A 24,155-nucleotide genomic window follows, 5' to 3' on the forward strand; every position below is an offset into this window, starting at 1 on the left:
CCCCTCTCCCGGAGGGAGAGGGAGCCGGTTACGTTCAGTCGAGCAACGAAATCGCCGTAGGCGCATCGTTGCCGACCAGCGCCAGGTCTTCGAATTCGTTGACGGCGTTGATCTCGGTCCCCATGGAGATGTTGGTCACACGCTCCAGAATGATCTCGACGATCACCGGCACCTTGAACTCTTCGATCAGCTCTTCGGCCTTGCGCAGGGCAGGGGCGATGTCAGCCGGTTCGAACACACGCAGCGCTTTACAGCCCAGGCCTTCGGCGACTGCGACGTGGTCGACACCATAACCGTTGAGTTCCGGCGCGTTCAGGTTATCGAAGGACAGCTGCACGCAGTAGTCCATATCGAACCCTCTCTGGGCCTGACGGATCAGCCCCAGGTACGAGTTGTTCACCACGACGTGGATGTACGGCAGTTTGAACTGAGCGCCGACCGCCAGCTCTTCGATCATGAACTGGAAGTCATAGTCCCCCGACAGGGCCACGACTTTACGGTTCGGATCGGCCTTCACCACGCCCAGCGCTGCCGGAATGGTCCAGCCCAACGGGCCGGCCTGGCCGCAGTTGATCCAGTGACGCGGCTTGTAGACGTGCAGGAACTGCGCGCCGGCAATCTGCGACAGACCGATGGTGCTGACGTAGCAAGTGTCCTTGCCGAACACTTGGTTCATTTCTTCGTAAACGCGCTGCGGCTTGACCGGCACGTTGTCGAAATGGGTCTTGCGGTGCAGGCTGGCTTTGCGCTGCTGGCAATCCTGCAGCCAGGCAGAGCGGTTCTTCAGTTTGCCGGCGGCTTGCCATTCACGGGCGACTTCGATGAACACGGTCAGCGCGGCAGCGGCGTCGGAAACGATGCCCAGGTCCGGGGTGAACACGCGGCCGATCTGGGTCGGTTCAATGTCGACGTGAATGAACTTGCGGCCTTCGGTGTAAACGTCGACCGAACCGGTGTGACGGTTGGCCCAGCGGTTGCCGACGCCCAGTACCACGTCGGATTTCAGCATCGTGGCGTTGCCGTAGCGGTGCGAAGTCTGCAGACCGACCATGCCGACCATCAGCGGGTGATCGTCAGGAATGGTGCCCCAGCCCATCAGGGTCGGGATTACTGGAATGCCGGTCAGCTCGGCGAACTCGACCAGCAGTTCGCTGGCGTCGGCGTTGATGATGCCGCCGCCGGCGACCAGCAATGGACGTTCGGCCTGGTCCAGCATCGCCAGGGCTTTTTCGACTTGCACGCGTGTGGCGCTCGGCTTGGCCAGCGGCAGTGGCTGGTAGGCGTCGATGTCGAATTCGATTTCAGCCATCTGCACATCGAACGGCAGGTCGATCAGCACCGGGCCTGGACGGCCGGAGCGCATTTCGTAGAAGGCTTTCTGGAAGGCGTAAGGCACCTGGCCCGGCTCCAGAACGGTGGTCGCCCACTTGGTCACCGGCTTGACGATGCTGGTGATGTCGACGGCCTGGAAGTCTTCCTTGTGCATACGGGCGCGGGGGGCTTGCCCGGTGATGCAGAGGATCGGGATCGAGTCCGCGGAGGCGCTGTACAGACCGGTGACCATGTCGGTACCGGCCGGGCCGGAAGTACCGATGCACACGCCGATGTTGCCGGCCTTGGTGCGGGTGTAGCCCTCGGCCATGTGCGAGGCGCCTTCAACGTGGCGAGCGAGGACGTGATCGATGCCACCGACTTTCTGCAGGGCGGAGTACAGCGGATTGATTGCAGCGCCTGGAATGCCAAAAGCGGTATCAACCCCTTCACGGCGCATCACCAGAACGGCGGCTTCGATTGCTCTCATTTTGCTCATGGTTTTGTGCCTCTTTACGTTTTGTAATTGTATACAAGTGGCTTTGCGCAGAGTGTATTCACGGCGGACGGCGCAGGTCAATCCATTTTCTCAAGCGCCTGTTTCATTCGTCGGAAGCCCGTTCTGCTGTGGCTTTTCGTCGCATGAGGCGCTTTTAGAGAATTATTGTATACAAAAAAATAATTCATTGTGTTCTATTTGTTGCATCGGGCTGCGGCAGAAAAGCGCAGCCCAACGACTTTCCCAATAACAAAATGAGGACGGCACCATGAGCGCTTTAACCTTGAAAGTCGCAGTCAAGCTGGTCAACGAAGCCATCAATGCAGGGCGGGCCATCTCCGCCGCGCCGCTGACCATCGCGGTACTGGATACCGGCGGCCATCTGGTCACCTTGCAACGCGAAGACGGCGCCAGCCTGCTGCGCCCGAACATCGCCATCGGCAAAGCCTGGGGCGCCATCGCCCTGGGCAAGGGCTCACGCCTGCTGGCGCTGGACGCGCAACAACGTCCGGCGTTCATCGCCGCACTCAATAGCATGGGGCAGGGCAGCGTCGTGCCGGCACCGGGTGGTGTGCTGATTCGTGATCAGGCGGGAAACGTGCTGGGTGCGATCGGCATCAGCGGCGATCTGTCGGACATCGATGAGCAGGTCGCAATCAAGGCCGTGGAGGCCCTAGACCTGCGGGCAGATGCGGGGGGGGCTGCGTGATTTGCGGCGATTGAACTGACGCCATTGCTGGCTGGCTTACTGCGACAGGTGGTCACAGGTAGACACATTTCTATGGCTACCTTAAAGCCCCTGTGGGAGCGAGCCTGCTCGCGATGGCTGCCTGGCAGACACAACCTGATAAGGATCTGAACCGCCCCCCAGCCTTTTCAGGGCTAGCTTTTTTCATGACTGCAATCATGGAGGAGGCTCATCAATGTCCAATTCACCCGCTTCACACCGCCTAAGGATCGGCCGCTATGCCGAACCTGATCGCATTTATTTGCTCACTTCCAATACTTGCCAGAGAAAACCGTTTTTCAGAGATTTTGCTCTGGGCAGGTTAGTGGCCAATCAGTTTGTCTTTGCGCAGAAACAGGGTCATGTGAACTCTCTGGCTTGGGTTGTTATGCCCGATCACTTTCACTGGCTCGTTGAACTGAAGAGGGGATCGCTCGGTGAGTTGATGCAACGGACTAAATCATTCAGTACCAAAGCCGTGAACCAGTCCACTGGCGGAAAAATCAATCTTTGGCAAAAGGGGTTTTATGACCAGGCTCTGCGCCAAGAAGATGACTTGGTGAAAATGGCACGGTATGTCGTGGCTAACCCATTGCGGGCTGGATTGGTGGAAAAGCTGTCTGACTATCCGTTGTGGGATGCCATTTGGGCTCAAGCCAAAATCGAGTCGTCTTCATCGCTAGCAGGCTAGCTCCCACAGGAGAGTTTGCGGATACAGGAGAGTGGGAGCTAGCCTGCTAGCGATTAGGTCACCGCAGTCTTTCAGTCCGGCTCGCAGCCCTTGAGCACCAACCGGATGATGGTTTGTGCTGCCGCTTCATAGTCGGCTTCGTCGAGCTTGTCCTTGCCGGTGACGGCGGAGATCTGCCAGTCGAAGTCGGCGTAGGTCTGGGTTGCGGCCCAGATGCTGAACATCAGGTGGTTGGGGTCGATCGGGGCGATCTGGCCGCGGTCGATCCAGGTCTGGATGCAGTCGATGTTGTGCTTGGCCTGGCCGTTGAGCTGCTCGACCAGGTCGGCGCTCAGGTGCGGGGCGCCGTGCATGATTTCGCTGGCGAAGACCTTGGAGGCGAAGGGCAGGTCGCGGGAGATGCGGATCTTCGAGCGGATGTAGCCGCTCAGCACTTCGCTCGGTACGCCGTCCGGGTTGAACGGGGTCGAGGCCTGCAGGATCGGCACGATGATACTTTCCAGCACCTCGCGGTAGAGGTTTTCCTTGGACTTGAAGTAGTAATAGACGTTGGGCTTGGGCAGTCCTGCCTTGGCGGCGATGTCGCTGGTTTTGGTCGCAGCGAAGCCCTTGTCGGCAAACTCTTCACTGGCTGCACGCAGGATCAGTTCTTTGTTGCGCTCGCGGATTGTGCTCATAAACCCGGTGGTTCCTTGCCTGTTCTGGCGGTTGCGCATGGTAGCACCGGCCTCGCGCGGCGCTCAACAATGCCCCGTGTGGCCCACAGTCGCGGTATGCTGCGCGGCATTATTCACATAAGGAAACATGATTCATGGCAGGAAGCAGTTTGCTGGTGCTGATCGACGACATCGCCACCGTTCTGGACGACGTTGCGTTGATGACCAAAATGGCTGCCAAGAAGACCGCCGGCGTGCTCGGCGACGACTTGGCGCTCAACGCCCAGCAGGTCTCCGGCGTACGCGCGGAGCGGGAAATTCCCGTCGTTTGGGCGGTGGCCAAGGGCTCGTTCGTCAACAAACTGATTCTGGTGCCGTCGGCGCTGGCGATCAGTGCGTTCGTGCCGTGGCTGGTGACGCCGCTGCTGATGGTCGGTGGCGCCTACCTGTGTTTCGAGGGTTTCGAAAAGCTCGCGCACAAGTTCCTGCACAGCAAGGCCGAAGACGAGGCCGAGCATGCGCAACTGGTCGAGGCCGTGGCTGATCCGGCAACCGATCTGGTGGCGTACGAGAAGGACAAGATCAAAGGCGCGATCCGCACCGACTTCATCCTCTCGGCGGAAATCATCGCCATCACCCTCGGCACCGTGGCCGATGCTTCGCTGACCCAGCAAGTGATCGTGATGTCGGGCATCGCCATTGTCATGACCGTGGGCGTTTACGGCCTGGTGGCCGGTATCGTCAAACTCGATGACCTCGGTCTGTGGCTGACTCAGAAGCCCGGCCAGATGGCCAAAAGTATCGGCAACGGCATCCTGCGCGCCGCGCCCTACATGATGAAAAGCCTGTCGGTAATCGGCACCGCAGCGATGTTCCTGGTCGGTGGCGGCATCCTGACCCACGGCGTGCCGGTGGTGCATCACTGGATCGAAAGCGTCGGCGCAGCGGCCGGTGGCGCCGGGTTTGTGGTGCCGATGCTGTTGAACGGCGTGGCGGGGATCATCGCGGGTGCGGTGGTGCTGGCGGGCGTGTCCGTGATCGGCAAAGTCTGGAAAGCGCTGAAGGGTTGAATCCTGAGGCAAACAAAAAGGCCATTCGACTCGCATCGAATGGCCTTTTTTGTGGCCGGCGTTTTTACTCGGCGATCTGCAACTTACGCGACTCGGTGTAGACGTAGCGCACCTTCTCGTACTCGAACGGTGAGTTCAGCTGACCGTAGCGGAAGCTGGTCTGGTAACGCTTGTCGATGCCACGCAGTACCCACACTTCCGGATGGTTGGAGCTGACTTCCGAGACGTTGAGGAAGTTGATCGCGGACTCGGCGGTGTAGTCCACGGCCAGACCTGCAGTATCACGCAGATTCGACGGGCCGAGGATCGGCAGCACGAAGTAGGCGCCGCCCGGTACGCCGTAGAAGCCCAGGGTCTGGCCGAAGTCTTCGTTCTGACGCGGCAGGCCCATGGCGGTGGCCGGATCCCAGAGCCCGGCGATGCCGATGGTGGTGTTGAGCAGCAGGCGCGCGGTGGTTTCCATCGAGCGCTTGCCCTTGAACTGCAACAGGCTGTTGACCAGGTTCGGCACGTCGCCAATGTTGTTGAAGAAGTTGCTCACGCCGGTGCGCACGAAGCTCGGAGTGATGTAGCGATAGCCATCGACCACCGGCAGGAACACCCATTGGTCAAAGCGGTAGTTGAAGTGGTAGACGCGGCGGTTCCACTCTTCCAGCGGGTCGTAGACGTTCAGCGCGTTGAGGGTCGAGCGCTCGAACTCGCGCTGATCCAGCCCCGGGTTGAACTTGAGTTTGGACAGCGGCTCCTTGAAGCCGTCGCTGTCGATGACCACCGGTGCATTGGCTTTGCTGTTGTCGGCCTGGGCCATACCTGCACTGAGGAGCGCTGCAATCAGCAGGAGATATTTAGCCACGGAAGAACTCCAGCATGGCGTCGCTGTTGACGCGGTAGTTAAGGTTGCCGCAATGGCCGCCCAGCGGGTAAACGGTCAGGCGATCGCCGAAGGTGCGGCGCAGGAAACCGAGGTCGCCCGGGCCGAGGATCACGTCGTCGGCGTTGTGCATGACGGCGATTTTCGGGCTGTCGTGCAGGTAATCCTTCAATGCGTACAGGCTCACCTGATCGATCAGTTGCAGCAGGCTGCCGCCGTCGGTGCGGGCGCGCCACATCGGGATCACCTGTTCGGTCAGGTAGCAGTCGAAGTCGCATTGCAGCGCACGCTTGAGGAACGGCGTGAGGCTGGTGCCTTCGGTGATCGGGAATTTCGGCGGGGTGATCAGGCCGCGACGGTTGATCAGGTCCGAAGTGAACGCGATATCCGCCGCCGAGAAGCGGAACGAAGTGCCGATCAGCATCGCCATCTGCTCGTTGCTCAGGTGCTGCTTGGACTGCTGGAAGTCGTAGAGCAGCGCATCGTTGAGGTCGATGTAACCCTTCTGCTGGAAGTAACGGGTCAGTTTGCTCAGCACCAGTTCATAGAAGGTGGTGCTGTTGTTGATGCCCTTGACCTCGGTCTGCACCAGCTTGTCGAGGTTGGTGATCGAGGTGTAGAGGTTGACCGGCGGATTCAGCAGCAGGACTTTCTTGAAGTTGAAGCTGCGGCGGGTTTCATCCAGATGGGCGACGAACGCTGCGTCCAGTGCGCCGAGGCTGTAACCGCTGAGGTAATAGTCGGTGACCGGCAGTTTCGGGTTCTGCGCCCGCACGGCCTGCATCACCCGGTACATGTCTTCGGCGTCTTCCTTGGTCACGCCGGGGGTGGCGAAACGCGAGGCGGCGCTCATGAAGTCGAAGCTGGTCGGCGATGACAACTGCACCACGTGGTAACCGGCCTTGTAATAAAGCTTCTTCAGGTATTCGTTGAGCGTGCTGTCGTAGCGCGCGCCGGTGCCGGCGATCAGGAAGATCAGCGGCGCGGCCTTGTCCTGGGTGGCGATGCGGTAGGTGAGTTTTTTCACCGGCCAGAAATTGTCCGGCAGGATGAATTCGCGCTCGGGGCGCAGGGTGACGCTGCGATCGGTCTGATCGATGTCGTCGTCCAGTGGCAGTTCAGGGCGCAAGTCCGGCGGCGTGGTGGCGATGGTCGCCTCGAACGGATTGGTCAGGGGATAGCCATAGCTGGCGGCGTCGATATCCACCGCCAGCGCGGACGCACTCAGAATAAGGCCGCCAAACAGGGCGGCGAAGCGCAAGGAACGGAGCATGACTAGATCCCTTAGAGGAAGGTGCCGAATGAGGTTCGCAGGCTATGACCACCGGCTTTGCGCCAAAGTGCCATGCCACGGCACCAAACTGACGGAATTCGGAGTAATAGTAGCCGGACGATACACTTTGCAAGGAAGGAATGACCAGTTAAGAGTTGTTAGTCCTTGCGTATGCGCGGCGGCAGATTAAGCTGGCCGCCGATTTCATCGATTGGAGTGTTCCATGTCCCGCCGCTTGCCCGTGATTCTGCTGCTCGTTCTGTTGCCGTTGTGGCTGGCCGCCAGTTATGGCGCGCGTTATGGCTTCATGGAAGATGCGCAGTGGGTGGGCATCTGCGTGGATGAGGCGAGCCGCTGGGAATGCTCGGTGCGCTCGAACCTGGGCCTGATGATTCATTTCCAGATGCTGGGCTGGGCGGCGGTCGCGGCTGCGGTGATCGGTTTTGTCGTGCCGGGACGGGCAGGGTGGTGGCTGGCGGTGCTGGCGCTGGTGTTCGGGTTGCCGGCGCTGGCGCTGTACAACACGACGCTGGCGGTGTTTGCGGTGGTGATTGCCGGGTTGCGACTGGTGCGGGAATCGCGCGACGCCAAGTAGTCATGCATCGCGGGCTCGCCCGCGATGCAATGCTTTCAAATGCTGAAGGTCAGCCCTTGCGAGCCCGCAGGCAGCGCCAAAGTGCAGCCACCATCAACACGCTGACCAGCGCCCAACCCCACGCCTGCTGATTCTGCAATCCTTCACGGAACAGTTGCGGCGCAATGCCGGCGCCGATGATGAAGGTCAGCAGGGCGATCTCCCGCCGGGCAACGGGCACCGGGCGGCACAGGTAAACCAGCGCTGGCAGGATGAAGGCCACGCTCGGAAAGCTGCGATAGCGCGGATCGAATACCAGCTCCAGCATCATCACGGCAGCGGCGAAACCGGCTGCCGCCACCAGCCAGCCGGCCCGTCGCTCGAAAGCGTTGAACGCCTGTTCACGCCAGCCACTGTGGGCGCTCAAGGTCAGCGCGGCATGGGCCAGCACCAACAGATTCAGAGCCGTCAGCAACCCGACCCACAGCCATTCGCTGGCAAATCGCGTGGTCACCCGGGCCAGATCACCCCAGGCACCAATCGAGCAGGCGGCGAGGGCGCCGAGCAGCGGCAGGATCAGCGCCGAACGCGTCGTACGAACCCGACCACCCAGCAGCAGTGTTCCGAGGAAAATCAGTCCACCGACCGCCAGCCACTGCGACCAGTAGGGTACGTTCGACACTGGACCGGCCAACACGCCCTTGTCCTGGCGATTCGCATCGAACAGCCCCCAGTAACCGCCGACCGCGCCTTCGCTGCCGCGCTTCCACGGCTGGTCGAACGCTTCGATCAGGTTGTAACGCCAGCCTTCCTGTTCGGCGAGGGTGACAAAACCACGAATGAACTTGGCCTCGTTGACCCGGCTCGGCAGCGCGGTCTCACGCTGGCGGCCTTCGCTCGGCCAGCCGGTTTCGCCAATCATCACGTCTTTTGGGGCGAACTTGTTGCCGAACACCTGACGCACTTCGGCCACATGATGCAGGGCCGCGTCGATGTTCGATGGATCGTCTTCCCAGTACGGCAGCAAGTGAATGGTCAGGAAATCCACCGCCGGCGCGACTTCCGGGTGCTTGAGCCAGAATTCCCAGACATCGGCGTAGGTCACCGGCTGCTTGATGTGGCTTTTGACCTTGTTGATCAGCTTCACCAGTTGGGTGGCGGTCACTTCCTTGCGCAGCAAGGCTTCGTTGCCGACGATCACGGCGCTGACCACATCCGGGTTGGCGTTGGCCGAGGCAATCAGCAGATCGACTTCCTTCTCGGTGTCCACCGGATTGCTGTTGACCCACGCGCCGATCATCAACTTCAAACCGTGCTTGCGCGCCAGATCCGGCAGCGCTTCGAGGCCCGTCATTGAGTAGGTGCGGATGCATTCGAAACGGGTGGCGAGCAGGGCGAGGTCGGCGTCCATGCGCTCCGGGCGCAGTTTGAACGGCACGTCGAACGGCGACTGGTCCTTGTCGAACGGGGTGTAGGAGGCGCATTGCAGCTTGTGGCTCGGGGTGGCGACGTCCGGCAGGATCACCGGTTTGCCGAGGCCGTACCAGAAACCGCACAGGGCAAACAGCCCGAGCAGGCAGGCGAACACATAAGGAAGAAAGGGGAAGCGGGAAGTCGCGGACATGGTCAGGCCGAGTGGCTGCAAAGCGACGCATGTTACCTGCATTTATAAGCAGGTTGGTGGCTCGCACGATTTTGACATGCAAAGTTCGGGCGGATTGTCTGGCGCCAAATATCCTGACGCAGTTAATGGCTTTCTGATGTCGTTTCTCGTTGCTTCGAGGTCGCTGGCAGAGCAGGTCTTAACGGGCGTCAGGTTGATGATCGGACTCATCAGTACTCCGCTGATGTTCGAACGAGTTCGCGAACGGGCGTGATGGGGGCGCCGAGCACCATAACAACACGTTGACGATGCCCGGCATCCGTCGGGCGCAGCATTTCGGGGAAGTAACGATGAAGATGCGACGACTTTTAGGCGCAGGTGCCGCTCTGGTGCTTGCGATGAGCTCCACTTTCGCCAGCGCTGAAAAACAGACCCTGAACATCGGTTACGTTGACGGCTGGTCCGACAGCGTCGCGACCACCCACGTGGCGGCCGAAGTGATCAAGCAGAAACTCGGCTACGACGTGAAACTGCAAGCCGTCGCTACCGGCATCATGTGGCAGGGCGTTGCCACCGGCAAACTCGACGCCATGCTCTCGGCCTGGCTGCCGGTGACCCACGGCGAATACTGGACCAAGAACAAGGATCAGGTCGTCGATTACGGTCCGAACTTCAAGGACGCGAAAATCGGTCTGATCGTGCCGGAGTACGTCAAGGCCAAGACCATCGAAGACCTGAAAACCGACGACTCCTTCAAGAAACGCATCGTCGGCATCGACGCCGGTTCAGGCGTGATGCTCAAGACCGATCAGGCGATCAAGGATTACGACCTGACCGGCTATCAACTCAAGGCCAGTTCCGGCGCCGGCATGATTGCCGAGCTGACCCGTGCCGAGAAGAAAAACGAATCCATCGCCGTCACCGGCTGGGTGCCGCACTGGATGTTCGCCAAGTGGAAACTGCGCTTCCTCGACGACCCGAAAGGCGTGTACGGCGCGGCTGAAACCGTGAACAGCATCGGCAGCAAGGAACTGGCGACCAAGGCGCCGGAAGTGGCCAAGTTCCTGAAGAACTTCCAGTGGGCTTCGAAAGACGAAATCGGCGAAGTCATGCTGGCGATTCAGGACGGTGCAAAACCTGACGCAGCGGCCAAGGATTGGGTTGCCAAACACCCGGAACGTGTTGCCGACTGGACCAAGTGATTTAAGCCGAAGCGTCTAATCTGCGCTTCCCAGGGCCGCCCGACATGACAGTCGGGCGGCCTTTTTTGTTTGCCTACTATTAATAAGCAGCGTTGGCCGTTTTCTGCTTGTCTGGAAATTGGCAAAAACGTCATGGCGTTCTACTACTAAGGTCGTCTGGAACCCGGCTCGCAGCCGCATACAGTGGATATGTTCCAAAAATAAAAATCTGTGCTGCGAGGATAAAAACAATGAACGACAGCATTTACCTCTCGATTCAGAACAGCCCGCGCTTCAAGGAGCTGGTCAAGAAAAGAGAAAGGTTCGCCTGGATACTCTCGGCGATCATGCTCGGGCTCTACTCCGGCTTCATCCTTCTGATCGCGTACGGGCCGCAAGTGCTCGGCACGAAAATCAGTCCTGAATCGTCCATCACCTGGGGCATCCCGATCGGTGTCGGACTGATTATCTCGGCCTTTATCCTGACCGGCATTTACGTGCGCCGCGCCAATGGCGAGTTCGACGACCTGAACAACGCGATTCTCAAGGAGGCTCAGCAATGATCCGGCGTCTACTGGCTCTTTTGAGCATCGCAGCGTTCGCTCCAGCCGTCTGGGCCGCTGACGCCCTGACCGGCGAAGTCCACAAACAACCGCTCAACGTTTCCGCGATCGTCATGTTCGTCGCGTTCGTTGGCGCGACCCTGTGCATCACTTACTGGGCGTCCAAGCGCAACAACTCGGCGGCCGATTACTATGCGGCGGGCGGCAAGATCACCGGTTTCCAGAACGGTCTGGCGATTGCCGGTGACTACATGTCGGCGGCGTCCTTCCTGGGTATTTCCGCGCTGGTGTTCACCTCCGGCTACGACGGCCTGATCTACTCGATCGGCTTCCTGGTGGGCTGGCCGATCATTCTGTTCCTGATCGCCGAGCGTCTGCGTAACCTGGGCAAATACACCTTTGCCGACGTGGCGTCCTACCGCCTCGGGCAAACCCAGATCCGCACCCTGTCTGCCTGCGGTTCGCTGGTGGTGGTGGCGTTCTACCTGATCGCGCAAATGGTCGGTGCCGGCAAGCTGATCCAGCTGCTGTTCGGTCTCGACTACCACGTTGCGGTGATTCTGGTCGGTATCCTGATGTGCATGTATGTGCTGTTCGGCGGCATGCTGGCGACCACCTGGGTGCAGATCATCAAGGCGGTGCTGTTGCTGTCCGGTGCCTCGTTCATGGCGCTGATGGTGATGAAGCACGTCAACTTCGACTTCAACACCCTGTTCTCCGAAGCCATCAAGGTTCACGCCAAAGGCGAAGCGATCATGAGCCCGGGCGGTCTGGTAAAAGATCCGATCTCGGCGTTCTCCCTCGGCCTGGCACTGATGTTCGGTACCGCTGGCCTGCCGCACATCCTGATGCGCTTCTTCACTGTTAGCGACGCGAAAGAAGCCCGCAAGAGCGTGCTGTACGCGACCGGTTTCATTGGCTACTTCTACATCCTGACCTTCATCATCGGCTTCGGCGCGATCCTGCTGGTCAGCACCAACCCGGCCTTCAAAGATGCGGCGGGCGCTCTGCTCGGCGGCAACAACATGGCGGCGGTGCACTTGGCCAACGCCGTGGGCGGCAGCGTGTTCCTCGGCTTCATCTCGGCGGTGGCGTTCGCGACCATTCTGGCAGTAGTGGCCGGTCTGACTCTGGCCGGTGCTTCGGCGGTGTCTCACGACCTGTACGCCAGCGTGATCAAGAAGGGCAAGGCCAACGAGAAGGATGAGATCCGCGTTTCGAAGATCACCACCATCGCACTGGGCGTTCTGGCCATCGGCCTGGGCATCCTGTTCGAAAGCCAGAACATTGCATTCATGGTGGGTCTGGCGTTCTCCATCGCGGCGAGCTGCAACTTCCCGGTGCTGCTGCTTTCGATGTACTGGAAGAAGTTGACCACCCGTGGCGCGATGATTGGCGGCTGGCTGGGTCTGGTGAGTGCGGTGGGTCTGATGATCCTTGGCCCGACCATCTGGGTGCAGATTCTGCATCATGAGAAGGCGATTTTCCCTTATGAGTATCCTGCGTTGTTCTCGATGATCATTGCGTTTATCGGGATCTGGTTCTTCTCCGTTACCGACAAGTCGGCGGCGGCTGAGAACGAGCGTGCGGCTTTCTTCCCGCAGTTTGTGCGTTCGCAGACTGGGTTGGGGGCTAGTGGGGCGGTTTCGCACTGAGGCTTTTGGGTTGAATATGTAGTTTGAGTTGGATGGAAATGCCCTGGTCGAGAGATTGGGGCATTTTTTTGTGGGCGGTTATCGGACTTTCTTGGGGGTGGTTTTGGTTTGTGTGTTTATCCGTTGCTGCGGTAACGGATTCTTAGGGTTCCGCCCTTACGGCGGGTCACTTTTTCCAAACGCCGAAAAGGTAACCCAAAAGGCTTTACCCTGACGTTCGGCCCTCGCTGTGGCTCGGGTTCCTTCGCTCCGGGATTGATCCGGGGGCATCGCCTACGGTTTGCTTCGCTGCACCTCCTCTCGATGCATGCGGCTGCGCCGCACGGTCGCTGCGCTCCCACCCCCGGATCAATCCCTCCACTCAGCCTGCCGACGGGCCCTGCGATCAAAAGCGGTACTCGAGCTAACGCTCATTGTGGTGAGTGGTGAGGGGCGGGTGTTCGGCTTTGGTTTTTTGGTGGGTTTACCCCTCACCCCAGCCCTCTCCCCGAGGAGAGGGAGCCGATTTTTGTGCTTTTCAAAGCCTGAGGTCGACTCGGTATTGCACGTCGGCGTAGCTCCCGCAAACACCTCGGTCAGTTCCCTCTCCCTCCGGGAGAGGGCTAGGGTGAGGGGGCTCTTGATCTGGCTTTTGCTCTAGCTCTGGCTCTGGCTCTGGCTTTTGATCTTTAGCCCCTTCGGCAGGCCGAGCGGAGGTGTCCATCAGGGGGTAGGCGCGTAGCGCCGTGCGGCGAAGCCGCATACATCGAGAGGAGGTGCAGCGAAGCAAACCGTAGGCGATGCCCCCTGATGGACACCGTAGCGAGGGAACACTGAGCCTAAGCGAAGTGCCGTACGCCGGGGCTCAGCCTTTTTGGTTACTTTTTCGGCGTTTGGAAAAAGTGACCCGCCGTAAGGGCGGAACCCTAAGAAGCCGTTACCGCAGCAACGGATATGCACACAAAACCAAAAGGCCACGCCCATTGACCCATCACGAACCCATGCGTAGCCTTGCGCTTTCGAGGTTCTTCGGCCCACGCCGAAGCTAAGAAGGGAACGCGGTCCAAGCCGCGGCTGCCCCCGCAACTGTGAACGGTGCTGTTCGCTGCCACGCCACTGCCAACTCAATCCAGAGCCAGCGGGAAGGCGCAGCGGATACCGGGCCAAGGCCCGAACACCGTCAGCCAGGAGACCTGCCTCGTCACAGATTCTCACTTTCAACCGGGCGGGGTGATCCGGTGGCGAACTCTCCAGGCACGCACCCGCGTTGCCGGTCTCGTCCCGTATGCCCGCCACCTTGCCAAAGGGCATCCGATGAAAACACTGGCCAAACTCCCCGTCACCATCGTCACCGGCTTCCTCGGCTCGGGCAAAACCACCTTGCTGCGGCACATGCTCGACAACGCTCAGGGCCGCCGCATCGCGGTGATCGTCAACGAGTTTGGCGAGCTGGGCATCGACGGTGAAATCCTCAAGCAGTGCACCATCGGCTGCACCGAAGAAGAAGCCACCGGCCGCGTCTACGAACTGGCCAACGGCTGCCTGTGCTGCACGGTGCAGGAAGAGTTTTTCCCGGTGATGCGTGAACTGGTGGCCCGTCGCGGCGACCTCGACCACATCCTGATCGAAACCTCGGGCCTGGCCCTGCCAAAGCCGCTGGTGCAAGCCTTCCAGTGGCCGGAAATCCGCAGCGCCTGCACCGTTGATGCGGTGATCACCGTGGTCGACAGCCCGGCCGTGGCCGCCGGCACTTTCGCCGCGTTCCCGGATCAGGTCGATGCCCAGCGCAAGCTCGACCCGAACCTGGACCACGAATCGCCGCTGCACGAACTGTTCGCCGACCAACTGGCCAGCGCCGACCTAGTGATCCTCAACAAGGCCGACCAGACCAGCCCTGAAGACCTCGCGCGTGTTCGCCTGGAAGTCGCCGAAGAGCTGCCGCCAGCGGTGAAAATCATCGAAGCCAGCAACGGTCGTCTGCCGCTGGACGTGCTGATCGGCCTCGGTTCCGGCTCCGAAGAACACATCGACAGCCGCCACAGCCATCACGATCACCACCACGGTGAAGGCGATGACGATCACGACGACCACGATCACGACGCCTTCGATTCGATCTCCATCGAACTGCCGCAAGCCGACGAAAGCCTGCTGCTCGATGCGCTGACGCAACTGGTGGTTCAGCACGGCATTCTGCGGGTCAAAGGTTTCGCGGCGATCCCGAACAAGCCGATGCGTCTGCTGATCCAGGGCGTGGGCACGCGTTTCGACAAGCACTTCGACCGTCAGTGGGGCGCCGATGAGGCGCGCGTGACGCGTCTGGTGTTGATCGGTCAGGCACTGGACGCTGCTCAGCTCGAAGCGCAACTGCGCGCCGCGCTCAGCGTTTAAGCCATGCACCTGCTCAGGACCCAGCCCGGCGGTTTCGTGTCGGACGACAACATTGCCGACCTTGGACAAACTCCCGCCGAGCTGGTGATCCTGTGCAGCGGCGATTCCAGCCTGGCACTGCTCGCCGAAGCCGCGCAGCAACTGCCCGAGGATTACCCGAGCGTGCGCCTGGCCAACCCGATGCAGGTGCAGAACCATGCGTCGGTCGACCTCTACGTCGATGAAGTGCTGCGCCACGCCAAGGTCATTCTGATTTCGCTGCACGGCGGCATCGCTTATTGGCGTTATGGCGTCGAGCGGCTGGTCGAGTTGTCCGAGCGTGGCGTGCAGGTGATTCTGGTGCCGGGCGATGACCGGCCCGACCCGGAGCTCAGCGACCTGAGCACCGTGGGCGCCGAGGATCGCGACCGGCTCTGGCAGTTTTTGCGTCAGGGCGGCATGGGCAATGCGCTGGACTTTTTCCGGTGTCTGGCCAATCGCTGGCTGGAACGGGATTACGTGTGGGGCGAGCCGCAAACGCTGCCGCGCACGGCGATTTATCACCCGAACAAAAACACCGCCGCACTGAGTGACTGGCAACCCGATTGGCTGCCCGGTCAACCGGTCGCGGCGGTGTTGTTTTATCGCTCGCATTTGCAAGCGGCCAACACGGCGTTTATCGACGTGTTCTGCCAACGGCTTCAGGCGGCCGGACTCAATCCGCTGCCGATCGCCGTGGCCAGTTTGAAAGAGCCCGGCTGCCTGTCGGTGGTCGAGGACTGGCTGGATGAGGTCGAGGCCTCGGTGATTCTGAACACCACCGGTTTCGCCCAGTCCAGCCCGGAGGCGCCACATCTGCGGCCGTTCCGTCGCAACATTCCGGTGATCCAGGCGATCTGTGCCCAAGACAACGAGCCCGGTTGGCGCGAGAGCGAACAGGGCCTCGGTCCGCGGGATCTGGCGATGCACATCGCATTGCCGGAGCTGGACGGCCGGATCATCAGCCGACCGATCAGCTTCAAGGATCTGGCCTGGCGCAGCGAGCGCAGTCAGTCCGATGTGGTGTGTTATCGGGCCCAACCCGAGCGCATGGATTTCGTGGCCGAACTGGCGCGCCGCTGGGTCGAACTGGCGCGGGTGTCGAACGCTGAAAAACGCGTCGCGCTGATCCTCGCCAACTACCCGACCCGGGACGGACGCATCGGCAACGGCGTCGGCCTCGACACGCCGGCTGCTGCGCTGAATATCCTGCGGGCGTTGCAGGCCGAAGGTTATCCGCTGCCGGCCGAACTGCCGGACAGCGGCACCGAACTGATCCAGCAATTGCTCGGCGGCGTCAGCAATGACCTCGACACCCTTGATCAGCGCCCGTGCCAGCAAAGCCTGGCGGTGGACGATTACCTGACGATGTTCAACGCACTCCCGGAAGCCAATCGCGCGGCGGTGCTGGAGCGCTGGGGTTCGCCGCAGAACGATCCGATGTGCCGTGACGGGCGGATGATGATCGCTGGTCTGCGTTTTGGTCTGACCTTCGTCGGCATTCAACCGGCGCGGGGTTATCAGGTCGATCCGAGCGCGGTGTATCACGACCCCGATCTGGTGCCGCCGCACGCGTACCTCGCGTTCTATTTCTGGCTGCGCCAGACCTACGGCGCTCACGGTGTGATTCACGTCGGCAAGCACGGCAACCTCGAATGGCTGCCGGGCAAAGGCGTGGGTCTGTCGGAGAACTGCTGGCCGGACGCGCTGCTCGGGCCGCTGCCGAATATCTACCCGTTTATCGTCAACGATCCGGGGGAGGGTGCCCAGGCCAAACGTCGCACTCAGGCGGTGATCATTGACCACTTGATGCCGCCGCTGACGCGCGCCGAAACCTACGGCCCGTTGCGCAATCTTGAACTGTTGGCGGACGAGTATTACGAAGCTCAGTTGCTCGATCCGCGCCGCTCCCGGGAGTTGCAGCGCGACATCCTGCAATTGGTGCGTGACACGCAGATCGATCGCGAGCTGCAACTCGACGAAGCCCTCGACAGCGATGCCGACGCGGCGATCTGGTTGCCGCGTCTGGACACCTATCTGTGTGACTTGAAGGAATCGCAGATCCGCGATGGCCTGCATATTTTCGGTGAGTCGCCGACCGGGCGTTTGCGTATCGATACCTTGCTGGCGCTGCTGCGGATTCCGCGTGGCGATGGCAAAGGGGCTCAGTCGAGTCTGTTGCGGGCGTTGGCCAAGGCGTTTCAGTTGGGGTTCGATCCGCTGGATTGTGCACTTGCTGATCCTTGGATCGGCCCGCGCCCATCGGAACTGCTGGCGATCAGCGACGAGGTCTGGCGCACGGCGGGGGATACCCGTGAACGCCTTGAACTGTTCGCCACCCAGTTGATCTCCCAATCACTGCCATTCCCCTGTGGGAGCGAGCCTGCTCGCGATAGCGGTGTGTCATTCAAAACGGAATCGCCTGACCTGACGCCATCGCGAGCAGGCTCGCTCCCACAGGATCCGCGCTGGGTTGAAGTCGGTGCAATCCTCGACAACCTGCGCGAAGTGATCGCCCCACGCCTCGACGCCTGCGGCCCGGCAGAAATGCACGGCTTGCTCGACGCGCTGAGCGGCCGTTTCGTCCCCGCCGGCCCGAGCGGGGCTCCAAGTCGCGGTCGTCTCGACGTACTGCCCACCGGGCGCAATTTCTATTCGGTGGACGTGCGTAATCTCCCGACTACCACCGCATGGCGAATCGGCTTCCAGTCGGCAACCCTGATTCTCGAACGACACCTGCAGGATCACGGCGATCACCTGCGCCAGCTCGGCCTGTCGGTCTGGGGCACCGCGACCATGCGCACCGGCGGCGATGACATCGCCCAGGCCATGGCGCTGATGGGCGTGCGGCCGGTGTGGGCCACCGGTAGTCAGCGGGTCGATGATTTCGAGATTCTGCCGCTGAGCCTGCTCGACCGCCCTCGGGTCGATGTCACGCTGCGGGTCTCCGGATTTTTCCGCGATGCGTTTGCCAACCTGATCCGCCTGTTCGACGCCGCCGTGCAAGCCGTGGCGGAGCTGGACGAGCCGGACGATCTCAATCCGCTGGCCGCCAAAGTGCGTGCCGAGCGTGAGGCGTTACGGCAATCGGGTCTGGATGAAGACGCGGCGCGACGTCAGGCCGGCTGGCGAATCTTCGGTGCCAAACCCGGCGCATATGGTGCGGGCGTGCAGGGCGCCATCGATGGACGCCTGTGGCAAACCCGCGAGGATCTGGCCGAGGTTTACTTGAATTGGGGCGCCTATGCTTACGGTGGCTCCGATGAGGGCACCGCCGCTCGCGAGCAATTCGCCCAGCGCCTGAGCCAGGTGCAGGCGGTGCTGCAAAACCAGGACAACCGCGAGCACGACCTGCTCGATTCCAATGATTATTACCAGTTCCAGGGCGGCATGCTCGCTGCCGTGGAAAGTCTGCGCGGCGAAGCAGCGGCCAGTTATCACGGCGATCACAGTCAGCCGGATCTGCCGAAGATCCGCACCTTGAAAGAAGAACTGAACCGGGTCATCCGCTCCCGGGCGGCGAATCCGAAATGGATCGACGGGATCAAGCGCCACGGCTATAAAGGCGCGTTCGAACTGGCGGCGACGGTCGATAACCTGTTTGCCTTCGACGCCACCACGCAACTGATCGATGATCATCAGTACGCCTTGCTGGCCGATGCGTATCTGCTGGACCCGGCGACCCGCGACTTTGTGCGCGAGCATAATCCCCACGCCTTGCGCGACATGACCGAGCGTATGCTCGAAGCGCAGCAACGCGGGATGTGGCAGGAACCGGGCGCCTACAAAGAAGCCTTGGAAAACCTGCTGCTGGACATAGAAGAAGAGAGCTGAGACTGAACATGACCGACACCCCGCATTTCCCGCTCTCCGCCGTGGTTGGCGCCGATGATCTGAAACTGGCGCTGTACCTGACGGCCATCGATCCGAAGATCGGCGGCGTGCTGATCGAAGGCCCGCGCGGTATGGCCAAGTCCACGCTGGCCCGGGGTCTGGCGGATCTGTTGGCCAGCGGTCAGTTCGTCACCTTGCCGCTGGGGGCGACGGAAGAGCGACTGGTCGGCACGTTGGATCTGGACGCGGCATTGAGCGACGGTCGTGCGCAGTTTTCTCCGGGCGTGCTGGCCAAGGCTGATGGCGGCGTGTTGTATGTCGATGAAGTGAATTTGCTGCCGGATCATCTGGTGGATTTGCTGCTTGATGTGGCTGCCAGCGGCACCAACCTGATCGAGCGTGACGGGATTTCCCATCGGCATTCGGCGAAGTTCGTATTGATCGGCACGATGAACCCGGAAGAGGGTGAATTGCGTCCGCAATTGCTGGATCGCTTTGGTTTGAACGTCGCACTGAGCGGTCACACAGCGCCGGTCGAGCGTGGTCAGATCATTCGTCGTCGACTGGATTTCGACAGCGATCCGCAGGCGTTCTGTGGGCAGTGGGAGGCTGAGCAGCAAGCTCTGCGTCAGCGCTGCGAGAACGCCCGCAAGGTTTTACCGGGTATTCCGCTGGATGATGCGGCGTTGGCGCAGATCACCGAGCGCTGCTTCGCGGCGGGCGTCGATGGTTTGCGCGCCGATCTGGTCTGGCTGCGTGCGGCGCGTGCTCATGCGGCGTGGCGCGGGGCTGAAGCCATCGCCGAGCAAGACATTGATGCCGTGGCTGAGTTTGCCTTGCGTCATCGTCGTCGCGAGCAGTCTTCACCCTCTGCACAGCCACCGGCGCAATCGCCGTCCGGCACTAACGCCGAGGCGAGTGAAGGGCAGGGCCAGTGGGGCGAAATGCCGGCGCCAGCACTCGCTACCGGCGCCCGCCGCGAAGTGCCTGTCTGGCCAAAAAAGCCCTAGGCATTCGCCCCCGATCCGACGCGGGGGCGAATGCCAGACCCCGCGCCGGACGCCTCGATAACGGTCGCCAGGGCAAGCGTCACGCGGCTCGCAGTGGCTCGGTGAACTGGCCCGGAACCTTGCTCAATGGTCGCCCCAAAGTCCGCGCGGATCTGCTGTTTCAACTGCGCACCCGCACGCCCCATGAACTCTGGCTGGTGATCGTCGACGCCTCGGCCTCGACCCGTCGCCATCAAGCCTTGATCGATGCCAAGGGCGTACTCGCGCAACTGTTCGACGACGCTTACCGGCAGCGCGCGCGCCTTGCGTTGTTGACCGCGAGCGGCGCGGCGCCGAAATGGCAGGTGCAAGGGCTGAAGGCCTCCAGAGGGTTACGCACATGGCTCGATGGATTGGGCGCGGGAGGCGGCACACCACTGTTGGCAGCGCTGACGGAAGCCGGGCATTGGCTGGCGGTGCGGCGCAAGCGGTTCCCCGCTGAACAACAACGTTTGCTGCTGATTACCGATGGTCGTTTGAAGGAATGGTCGGGGTTACCGATGCTGGGCTGTCCGGGCCTGCTGATCGATATCGAGCGCGGGCCGATTCGCCTGGGCCGCGCGAAACAATTGGCGACAGCACTGGACGCCGATTACCGGCATATCGACGAGTTGTTGTCGGTCTGAGAGCTATGCTGCAGTGAGGCCAAATCACCACAGGGAGTGAATCATGCGCGTACTGGTCGCCAATCCGCAGGATGATTTTCGCGTCAAGGCCTACGCCGGCACCAATGGCGTGCTGCTCGCCATGGACCTCGCCGAATCCCGCCGCAAAGGTCTGTTGGGGTTTGCCATCGAAAAGCAGCAGGGCGACAAACCGTGGTTGTTCCTGTTCAACAGCCTGACCTTTCCCGGCAAGGTTCACACCTTCCCGCAGTTTCACGCCACGCCGAGCGACAAGGCACCGTTGCAGAAATTTCGCTGGGCCGATTACGCGGTCAATCCAGGCATGACGATTAACTATCGCGTGCACCTGGCGTATGGCTCGCCGGATGCGCCGCAACTGGGTGAAGCGCTGGAGCTGACGATTTGTTCCGACGACGGTCATCCCGCTAATCAGTGCGTGATTTTCAACCGCGCCGTGGCTGCCAGTCAGGCGTTTCAGCGGAAATTTCCCGATCTCGACGCACAGATCAGCGCCAACAAAAACATGCCCATCGAAGCATGGCCCGATGCGGCGCGTCAGTGGCTGGAGAACGGCCTGCTCGGGCGTCTGCAGGGGTTTATCGAGCGTGCGGTGGACGGGCAGTGGGCGCTGGACATCGCGATCTACGAATATCAGTTACAAGCCATCATCGACACGGTGAACGCGGCGTTCGAACGAGGTGTTCAGGTGCGCGTGCTGTATCACGCCCGGCCCGACGACGAAGACACAACGATCAACGAAGCGAGCCTTGTGAAACTGCCGGCGAGCAGCAAGCGCGGGCGGGTCACCCATAACATTTTCCATAACAAGTTCATCGTCCTCAGCCGCCTGGACGGAGGCGGTGAGCGCCAGCCGCAAGCGGTGCTGTGCGGCAGCACCAACTTCACCGCCAACGGCGTGTACCGCCAGGCCAACGTGGTGCATGTACTGGACGATTCGGCGATCAGTGCGAGTTACCTGAAAACCTTCGAGCAGATCTGGGCCGAGCCGGCGGACGTCGGCGCCACCCGCGACTGGATCACCCAACACAACCCGATGAACCCGGCGCAGCCCTTGTTCGCCGGGTTTTCACCGCGTACCGGCGGCGCCGATCTGCGGGAGTTCGTCGATATCATCGAAGGAGCGAAAAAAGACCTGCTGTTCGTCACCGCATTCGCCTTGCCCGACGCGATTCTCAACGCGTTGCTCGGCCAGCCCCACGACGACATCCTGCGTTACGGCCTGCAAAACACCGTCAGCCGCATCACCGGGTTTCACGCCGACCGAACCGCCGAGTTTGCCGCCACCGCGTTGCTCAACACCGGGCTGGAAGGCTGGCTGCGGGAAAACATGAAAGGGCAGAAAGGCAACCTGCTGGTGCACACCAAAGCCGTGGTCACCGACTTCACCAGCGACAGCCCGACCCTCATCAGCGGCAGCCATAACCTCAGCACTTCCGCCAGCAACGGCAATGACGAGAACTATCTGATCATTCGCGGCGACACCGATCTGGCGGACCGCTATGGCCTGGAGCTGCTGCGGTTCTACGAGCATTACCGTTTTCGCTACTTCGCGAAAAAACTGGCGTTGAAGCAGGTGCAGCCGCTGGCGGCGGATGACAGCTGGACCAATGACTACTACGTCGAGGGCGATCTGCGCCAGTTGTCTCGCCTCAGGTTTGCCGGGCGTTAGCCCTTACACATCCGTTGGTTGCCGATGCTGACGGGGACGGCGATAAGCTGGCGGCGTACAGATTTTGAAATGATTTCCAGCTGTAGGAAAAGTCATCAGAGCCTGTACGCTTCAAGGCCTTTTTTCATTCAGGATTTGCATGAACACCCTCTCGGAGCCTCCCAGTTCTATTCCAGGAACCCCGTTCCCCTCGCGCCACGGCGCGCTCTTGACGCACTTCCAGCATCCAGTCTTCCGAGTACCGACTATCGTTGTTGGCGCAGCCTTCGAGCTTGCGCGCCGCACTTTGCCGTGTCCGGCAGCCTGAATTCACTGACGAGAGATAGAGAAAGATTATGGAATGGTTAGCGGATCCCACGGCATGGTTGGGCTTGTTGACACTGATCGTGCTGGAACTGGTACTGGGTATCGACAACCTGGTGTTCATCGCGATCCTGGCGGACAAACTGCCGCCCCATCAGCGCGACCGCGCACGCATCATCGGCTTGAGCCTGGCGCTGATCATGCGTCTTGGCCTGCTGGCGAGTATTTCCTGGCTGGTCACCCTCACGGCACCGTTGTTCGAAGTGTTCGGCAAGAGCTTCTCCGGTCGTGACCTGATCATGCTGTTTGGTGGTGTGTTCCTGTTGTTCAAGGCAACCATGGAATTGCATGAGCGCCTGGAAGGGCATATTGGCGAGCGCTCGACCAACACCGCTTATGCGCTGTTCTGGCCGATCGTGGCGCAGATCGTCGTGCTCGACGCGGTGTTCTCCCTGGACGCGGTGATTACGGCCGTGGGCATGGTTGATGAACTGGCGGTGATGATGATCGCGGTGGTCGTATCCATTGGTGTGATGATCGTTGCCAGCAAGCCGCTGACCCGCTTCGTCAACGCCCACCCGACGGTGATCATGCTGTGTCTGGGCTTCCTGATGATGATCGGTTTTGCCCTGACGGCTGAAGGCCTGGGCTTCCACATTCCGAAAGGTTATCTGTACGCGGCCATTGGTTTCTCGATCCTGATCGAGATCTTCAACCAGATCGCCCGCGCTCGTCGCAAGCGCTCGATGCAGGGCTTGCGCCCGATGCGCGAGCGCACGGCCCATGCGGTGATGCGTCTTTTGGGTGGTCGTAAACTGGCGGTGGAAGAGGTCGGCGAGGAGATTTCCGACCTGCTGGATAACGGTGAAGCGCCGAGCGCGGAGCTGTTCGACCGTCGCGAGCGGGTGATGATCAGCGGCGTGCTGCAACTGGCTGAACGCCCGATTCGTGCCTTGATGACGGTGCGCGCCGATGTCGATCACATTGATCTGGCCGACGACACCGAGGCTATTCGTACGCGATTGATGCACTCGTCCTACTCGCGCTTGCCGTTGATTCGTAACGGCGCGGTTGATGAGCCGTTGGGCTTCGTGCACAAGAAAGAGCTGCTCAAGGAATATCTGGCTGGCAACGAGCCGAACCTTGAACACCTGGCGCGCAAGACCGTCAATCTGCTGGACAGTTATTCGATCCTCAACGCACTGGAACAAATGCGTGCGGCCTCGACCCACATTGCCTTCGTGGTCAACGAGTTCGGTGACTTTGTCGGCGTGTTGACCATGACCGACATTCTCGAATCGATTGCCGGTGAACTGCCGGATGCCAGCGAAATCGCCGGCCCGGACGTGGTCGAGGAGCAGGGCGGGTACATCGTCAACGGTGCGCTGAACCTGACCCGTATCCGCGAGCACACCGGTTTTCGCGCCGAGCCGACCGAGGATTACCAGACCCTCGCCGGGCTGGTGATGAGCCTGCTGGATCGCCTGCCGATGAAGGGCGATCGACTGGAACATGACGGTTGGGGCATGACCGTAATGGCGGTCGAAGAGCGTCGCGTGACGCGGGTGTTGCTGGTGCGTGAGGCCTGACGGCC

Annotated in this window: 18 protein-coding genes and 1 riboswitch; of the genes, 13 read left to right on the forward strand and 5 right to left on the reverse strand. The window is 61.0% G+C overall.

Translation table 11 applies throughout. The features are described from left to right. Positions 1–34 precede the first annotated feature (34 nt). Complete coding sequence (gene gcl / locus AC07XZ_RS04310; RefSeq protein WP_085747087.1) at positions 35–1,810, reverse strand: glyoxylate carboligase; 1,776 nt, start codon at positions 1,808–1,810, stop codon at positions 35–37. Positions 1,811–2,078: 268 nt separating this feature from the next. On the opposite strand from gcl, the gene AC07XZ_RS04315 reads away from it, so the two are divergent. Together AC07XZ_RS04315 and AC07XZ_RS04320 are read left to right on the forward strand one after the other, a co-directional pair. Then, positions 2,079–2,519, forward strand: a complete 441-nt coding sequence (locus tag AC07XZ_RS04315; RefSeq protein ID WP_102686059.1) for a GlcG/HbpS family heme-binding protein — start codon at positions 2,079–2,081, stop codon at positions 2,517–2,519. A 214-nt stretch (positions 2,520–2,733) separates the two neighbouring features. After that, positions 2,734–3,228: an REP-associated tyrosine transposase gene (locus AC07XZ_RS04320; protein ID WP_102686060.1), complete on the forward strand. Its 495-nt coding sequence runs from the start codon at positions 2,734–2,736 to the stop codon at positions 3,226–3,228. Positions 3,229–3,299: 71 nt separating this feature from the next. Here the strand turns inward: AC07XZ_RS04320 and AC07XZ_RS04325 are convergent, their stop codons facing one another. Beyond that, positions 3,300–3,905, reverse strand: a complete 606-nt coding sequence (locus AC07XZ_RS04325; protein ID WP_007959290.1) for a TetR/AcrR family transcriptional regulator — start codon at positions 3,903–3,905, stop codon at positions 3,300–3,302. Positions 3,906–4,039: 134 nt separating this feature from the next. Here AC07XZ_RS04325 and AC07XZ_RS04330 point away from each other — a divergent pair, with 134 nt between their 5' ends. Continuing rightward, positions 4,040–4,954: a DUF808 domain-containing protein gene (locus AC07XZ_RS04330; RefSeq protein ID WP_007959291.1), complete on the forward strand. Its 915-nt coding sequence runs from the start codon at positions 4,040–4,042 to the stop codon at positions 4,952–4,954. Between the two features lie 64 nt (positions 4,955–5,018). Here the strand turns inward: AC07XZ_RS04330 and AC07XZ_RS04335 are convergent, their stop codons facing one another. Further along, complete coding sequence (locus AC07XZ_RS04335; protein WP_085747085.1) at positions 5,019–5,807, reverse strand: MlaA family lipoprotein; 789 nt, start codon at positions 5,805–5,807, stop codon at positions 5,019–5,021. After that, positions 5,800–7,098, reverse strand: coding sequence for a serine protein kinase PrkA (locus AC07XZ_RS04340; protein WP_007959293.1), 1,299 nt, complete (start codon positions 7,096–7,098; stop codon positions 5,800–5,802). The genes AC07XZ_RS04335 and AC07XZ_RS04340 overlap by 8 nt, the downstream gene beginning before the upstream one ends. Positions 7,099–7,321: 223 nt before the next feature. Here AC07XZ_RS04340 and AC07XZ_RS04345 point away from each other — a divergent pair, with 223 nt between their 5' ends. Further along, positions 7,322–7,693: a hypothetical protein gene (locus tag AC07XZ_RS04345; RefSeq protein WP_102686061.1), complete on the forward strand. Its 372-nt coding sequence runs from the start codon at positions 7,322–7,324 to the stop codon at positions 7,691–7,693. A 49-nt stretch (positions 7,694–7,742) separates the two neighbouring features. On the opposite strand, the gene AC07XZ_RS04350 is transcribed toward AC07XZ_RS04345, so the two are convergent. Further along, entirely contained in the window at positions 7,743–9,338 is a 1,596-nt protein-coding gene (locus AC07XZ_RS04350) for a glycoside hydrolase family 17 protein (protein WP_102686062.1), read from the reverse strand. Between the two features lie 287 nt (positions 9,339–9,625). Between AC07XZ_RS04350 and AC07XZ_RS04355 the strand changes: the two genes are divergently transcribed. The 9 genes from AC07XZ_RS04355 (at position 9,626) to AC07XZ_RS04395 (ending at position 24,150) form a co-directional block, all read left to right on the forward strand. Beyond that, on the forward strand, positions 9,626–10,477 hold the full coding sequence (locus AC07XZ_RS04355; RefSeq protein ID WP_102686063.1) for a glycine betaine ABC transporter substrate-binding protein: 852 nt from the start codon (positions 9,626–9,628) through the stop codon (positions 10,475–10,477). A 230-nt stretch (positions 10,478–10,707) separates the two neighbouring features. Next, the gene (locus tag AC07XZ_RS04360; RefSeq protein ID WP_007959307.1) at positions 10,708–11,019 is read left to right on the forward strand and encodes a DUF485 domain-containing protein; all 312 of its coding nucleotides are present in this window, start codon (positions 10,708–10,710) and stop codon (positions 11,017–11,019) included. After that, positions 11,016–12,674: a cation acetate symporter gene (locus AC07XZ_RS04365; RefSeq protein WP_064594474.1), complete on the forward strand. Its 1,659-nt coding sequence runs from the start codon at positions 11,016–11,018 to the stop codon at positions 12,672–12,674. Before AC07XZ_RS04360 ends, AC07XZ_RS04365 begins: the two co-directional genes overlap by 4 nt. 984 nt (positions 12,675–13,658) lie before the next feature. Beyond that, positions 13,659–13,868: riboswitch (cobalamin riboswitch) on the forward strand. 99 nt (positions 13,869–13,967) lie between these two features. Then, positions 13,968–15,041 (forward strand): cobalamin biosynthesis protein CobW, encoded by a 1,074-nt coding sequence (gene cobW, locus AC07XZ_RS04370; RefSeq protein ID WP_102686064.1) that lies wholly within the window; start codon positions 13,968–13,970, stop codon positions 15,039–15,041. A gap of 3 nt (positions 15,042–15,044) precedes the next feature. Continuing rightward, positions 15,045–18,893, forward strand: coding sequence for a cobaltochelatase subunit CobN (gene cobN, locus AC07XZ_RS04375; protein ID WP_102719556.1), 3,849 nt, complete (start codon positions 15,045–15,047; stop codon positions 18,891–18,893). Between the two features lie 8 nt (positions 18,894–18,901). Next, positions 18,902–19,903, forward strand: a complete 1,002-nt coding sequence (locus AC07XZ_RS04380) for a magnesium chelatase ATPase subunit I (RefSeq protein WP_102686066.1) — start codon at positions 18,902–18,904, stop codon at positions 19,901–19,903. After that, positions 19,885–20,568 carry a vWA domain-containing protein gene (locus AC07XZ_RS04385; RefSeq protein ID WP_102686090.1) on the forward strand — a complete coding sequence of 228 codons (684 nt, stop codon included), beginning with the start codon at positions 19,885–19,887 and terminating at the stop codon, positions 20,566–20,568. Before AC07XZ_RS04380 ends, AC07XZ_RS04385 begins: the two co-directional genes overlap by 19 nt. A gap of 43 nt (positions 20,569–20,611) precedes the next feature. Further along, on the forward strand, positions 20,612–22,258 hold the full coding sequence (locus AC07XZ_RS04390) for a phospholipase D-like domain-containing protein (protein ID WP_102686067.1): 1,647 nt from the start codon (positions 20,612–20,614) through the stop codon (positions 22,256–22,258). A 335-nt stretch (positions 22,259–22,593) separates the two neighbouring features. After that, entirely contained in the window at positions 22,594–24,150 is a 1,557-nt protein-coding gene (locus AC07XZ_RS04395) for a TerC family protein (protein WP_102686068.1), read from the forward strand. The last annotated feature ends 5 nt before the right edge of the window (positions 24,151–24,155 follow it).

The sequence above is a fragment of the Pseudomonas sp. GW458-11-26-14-LB4 genome (assembly GCF_059423925.1).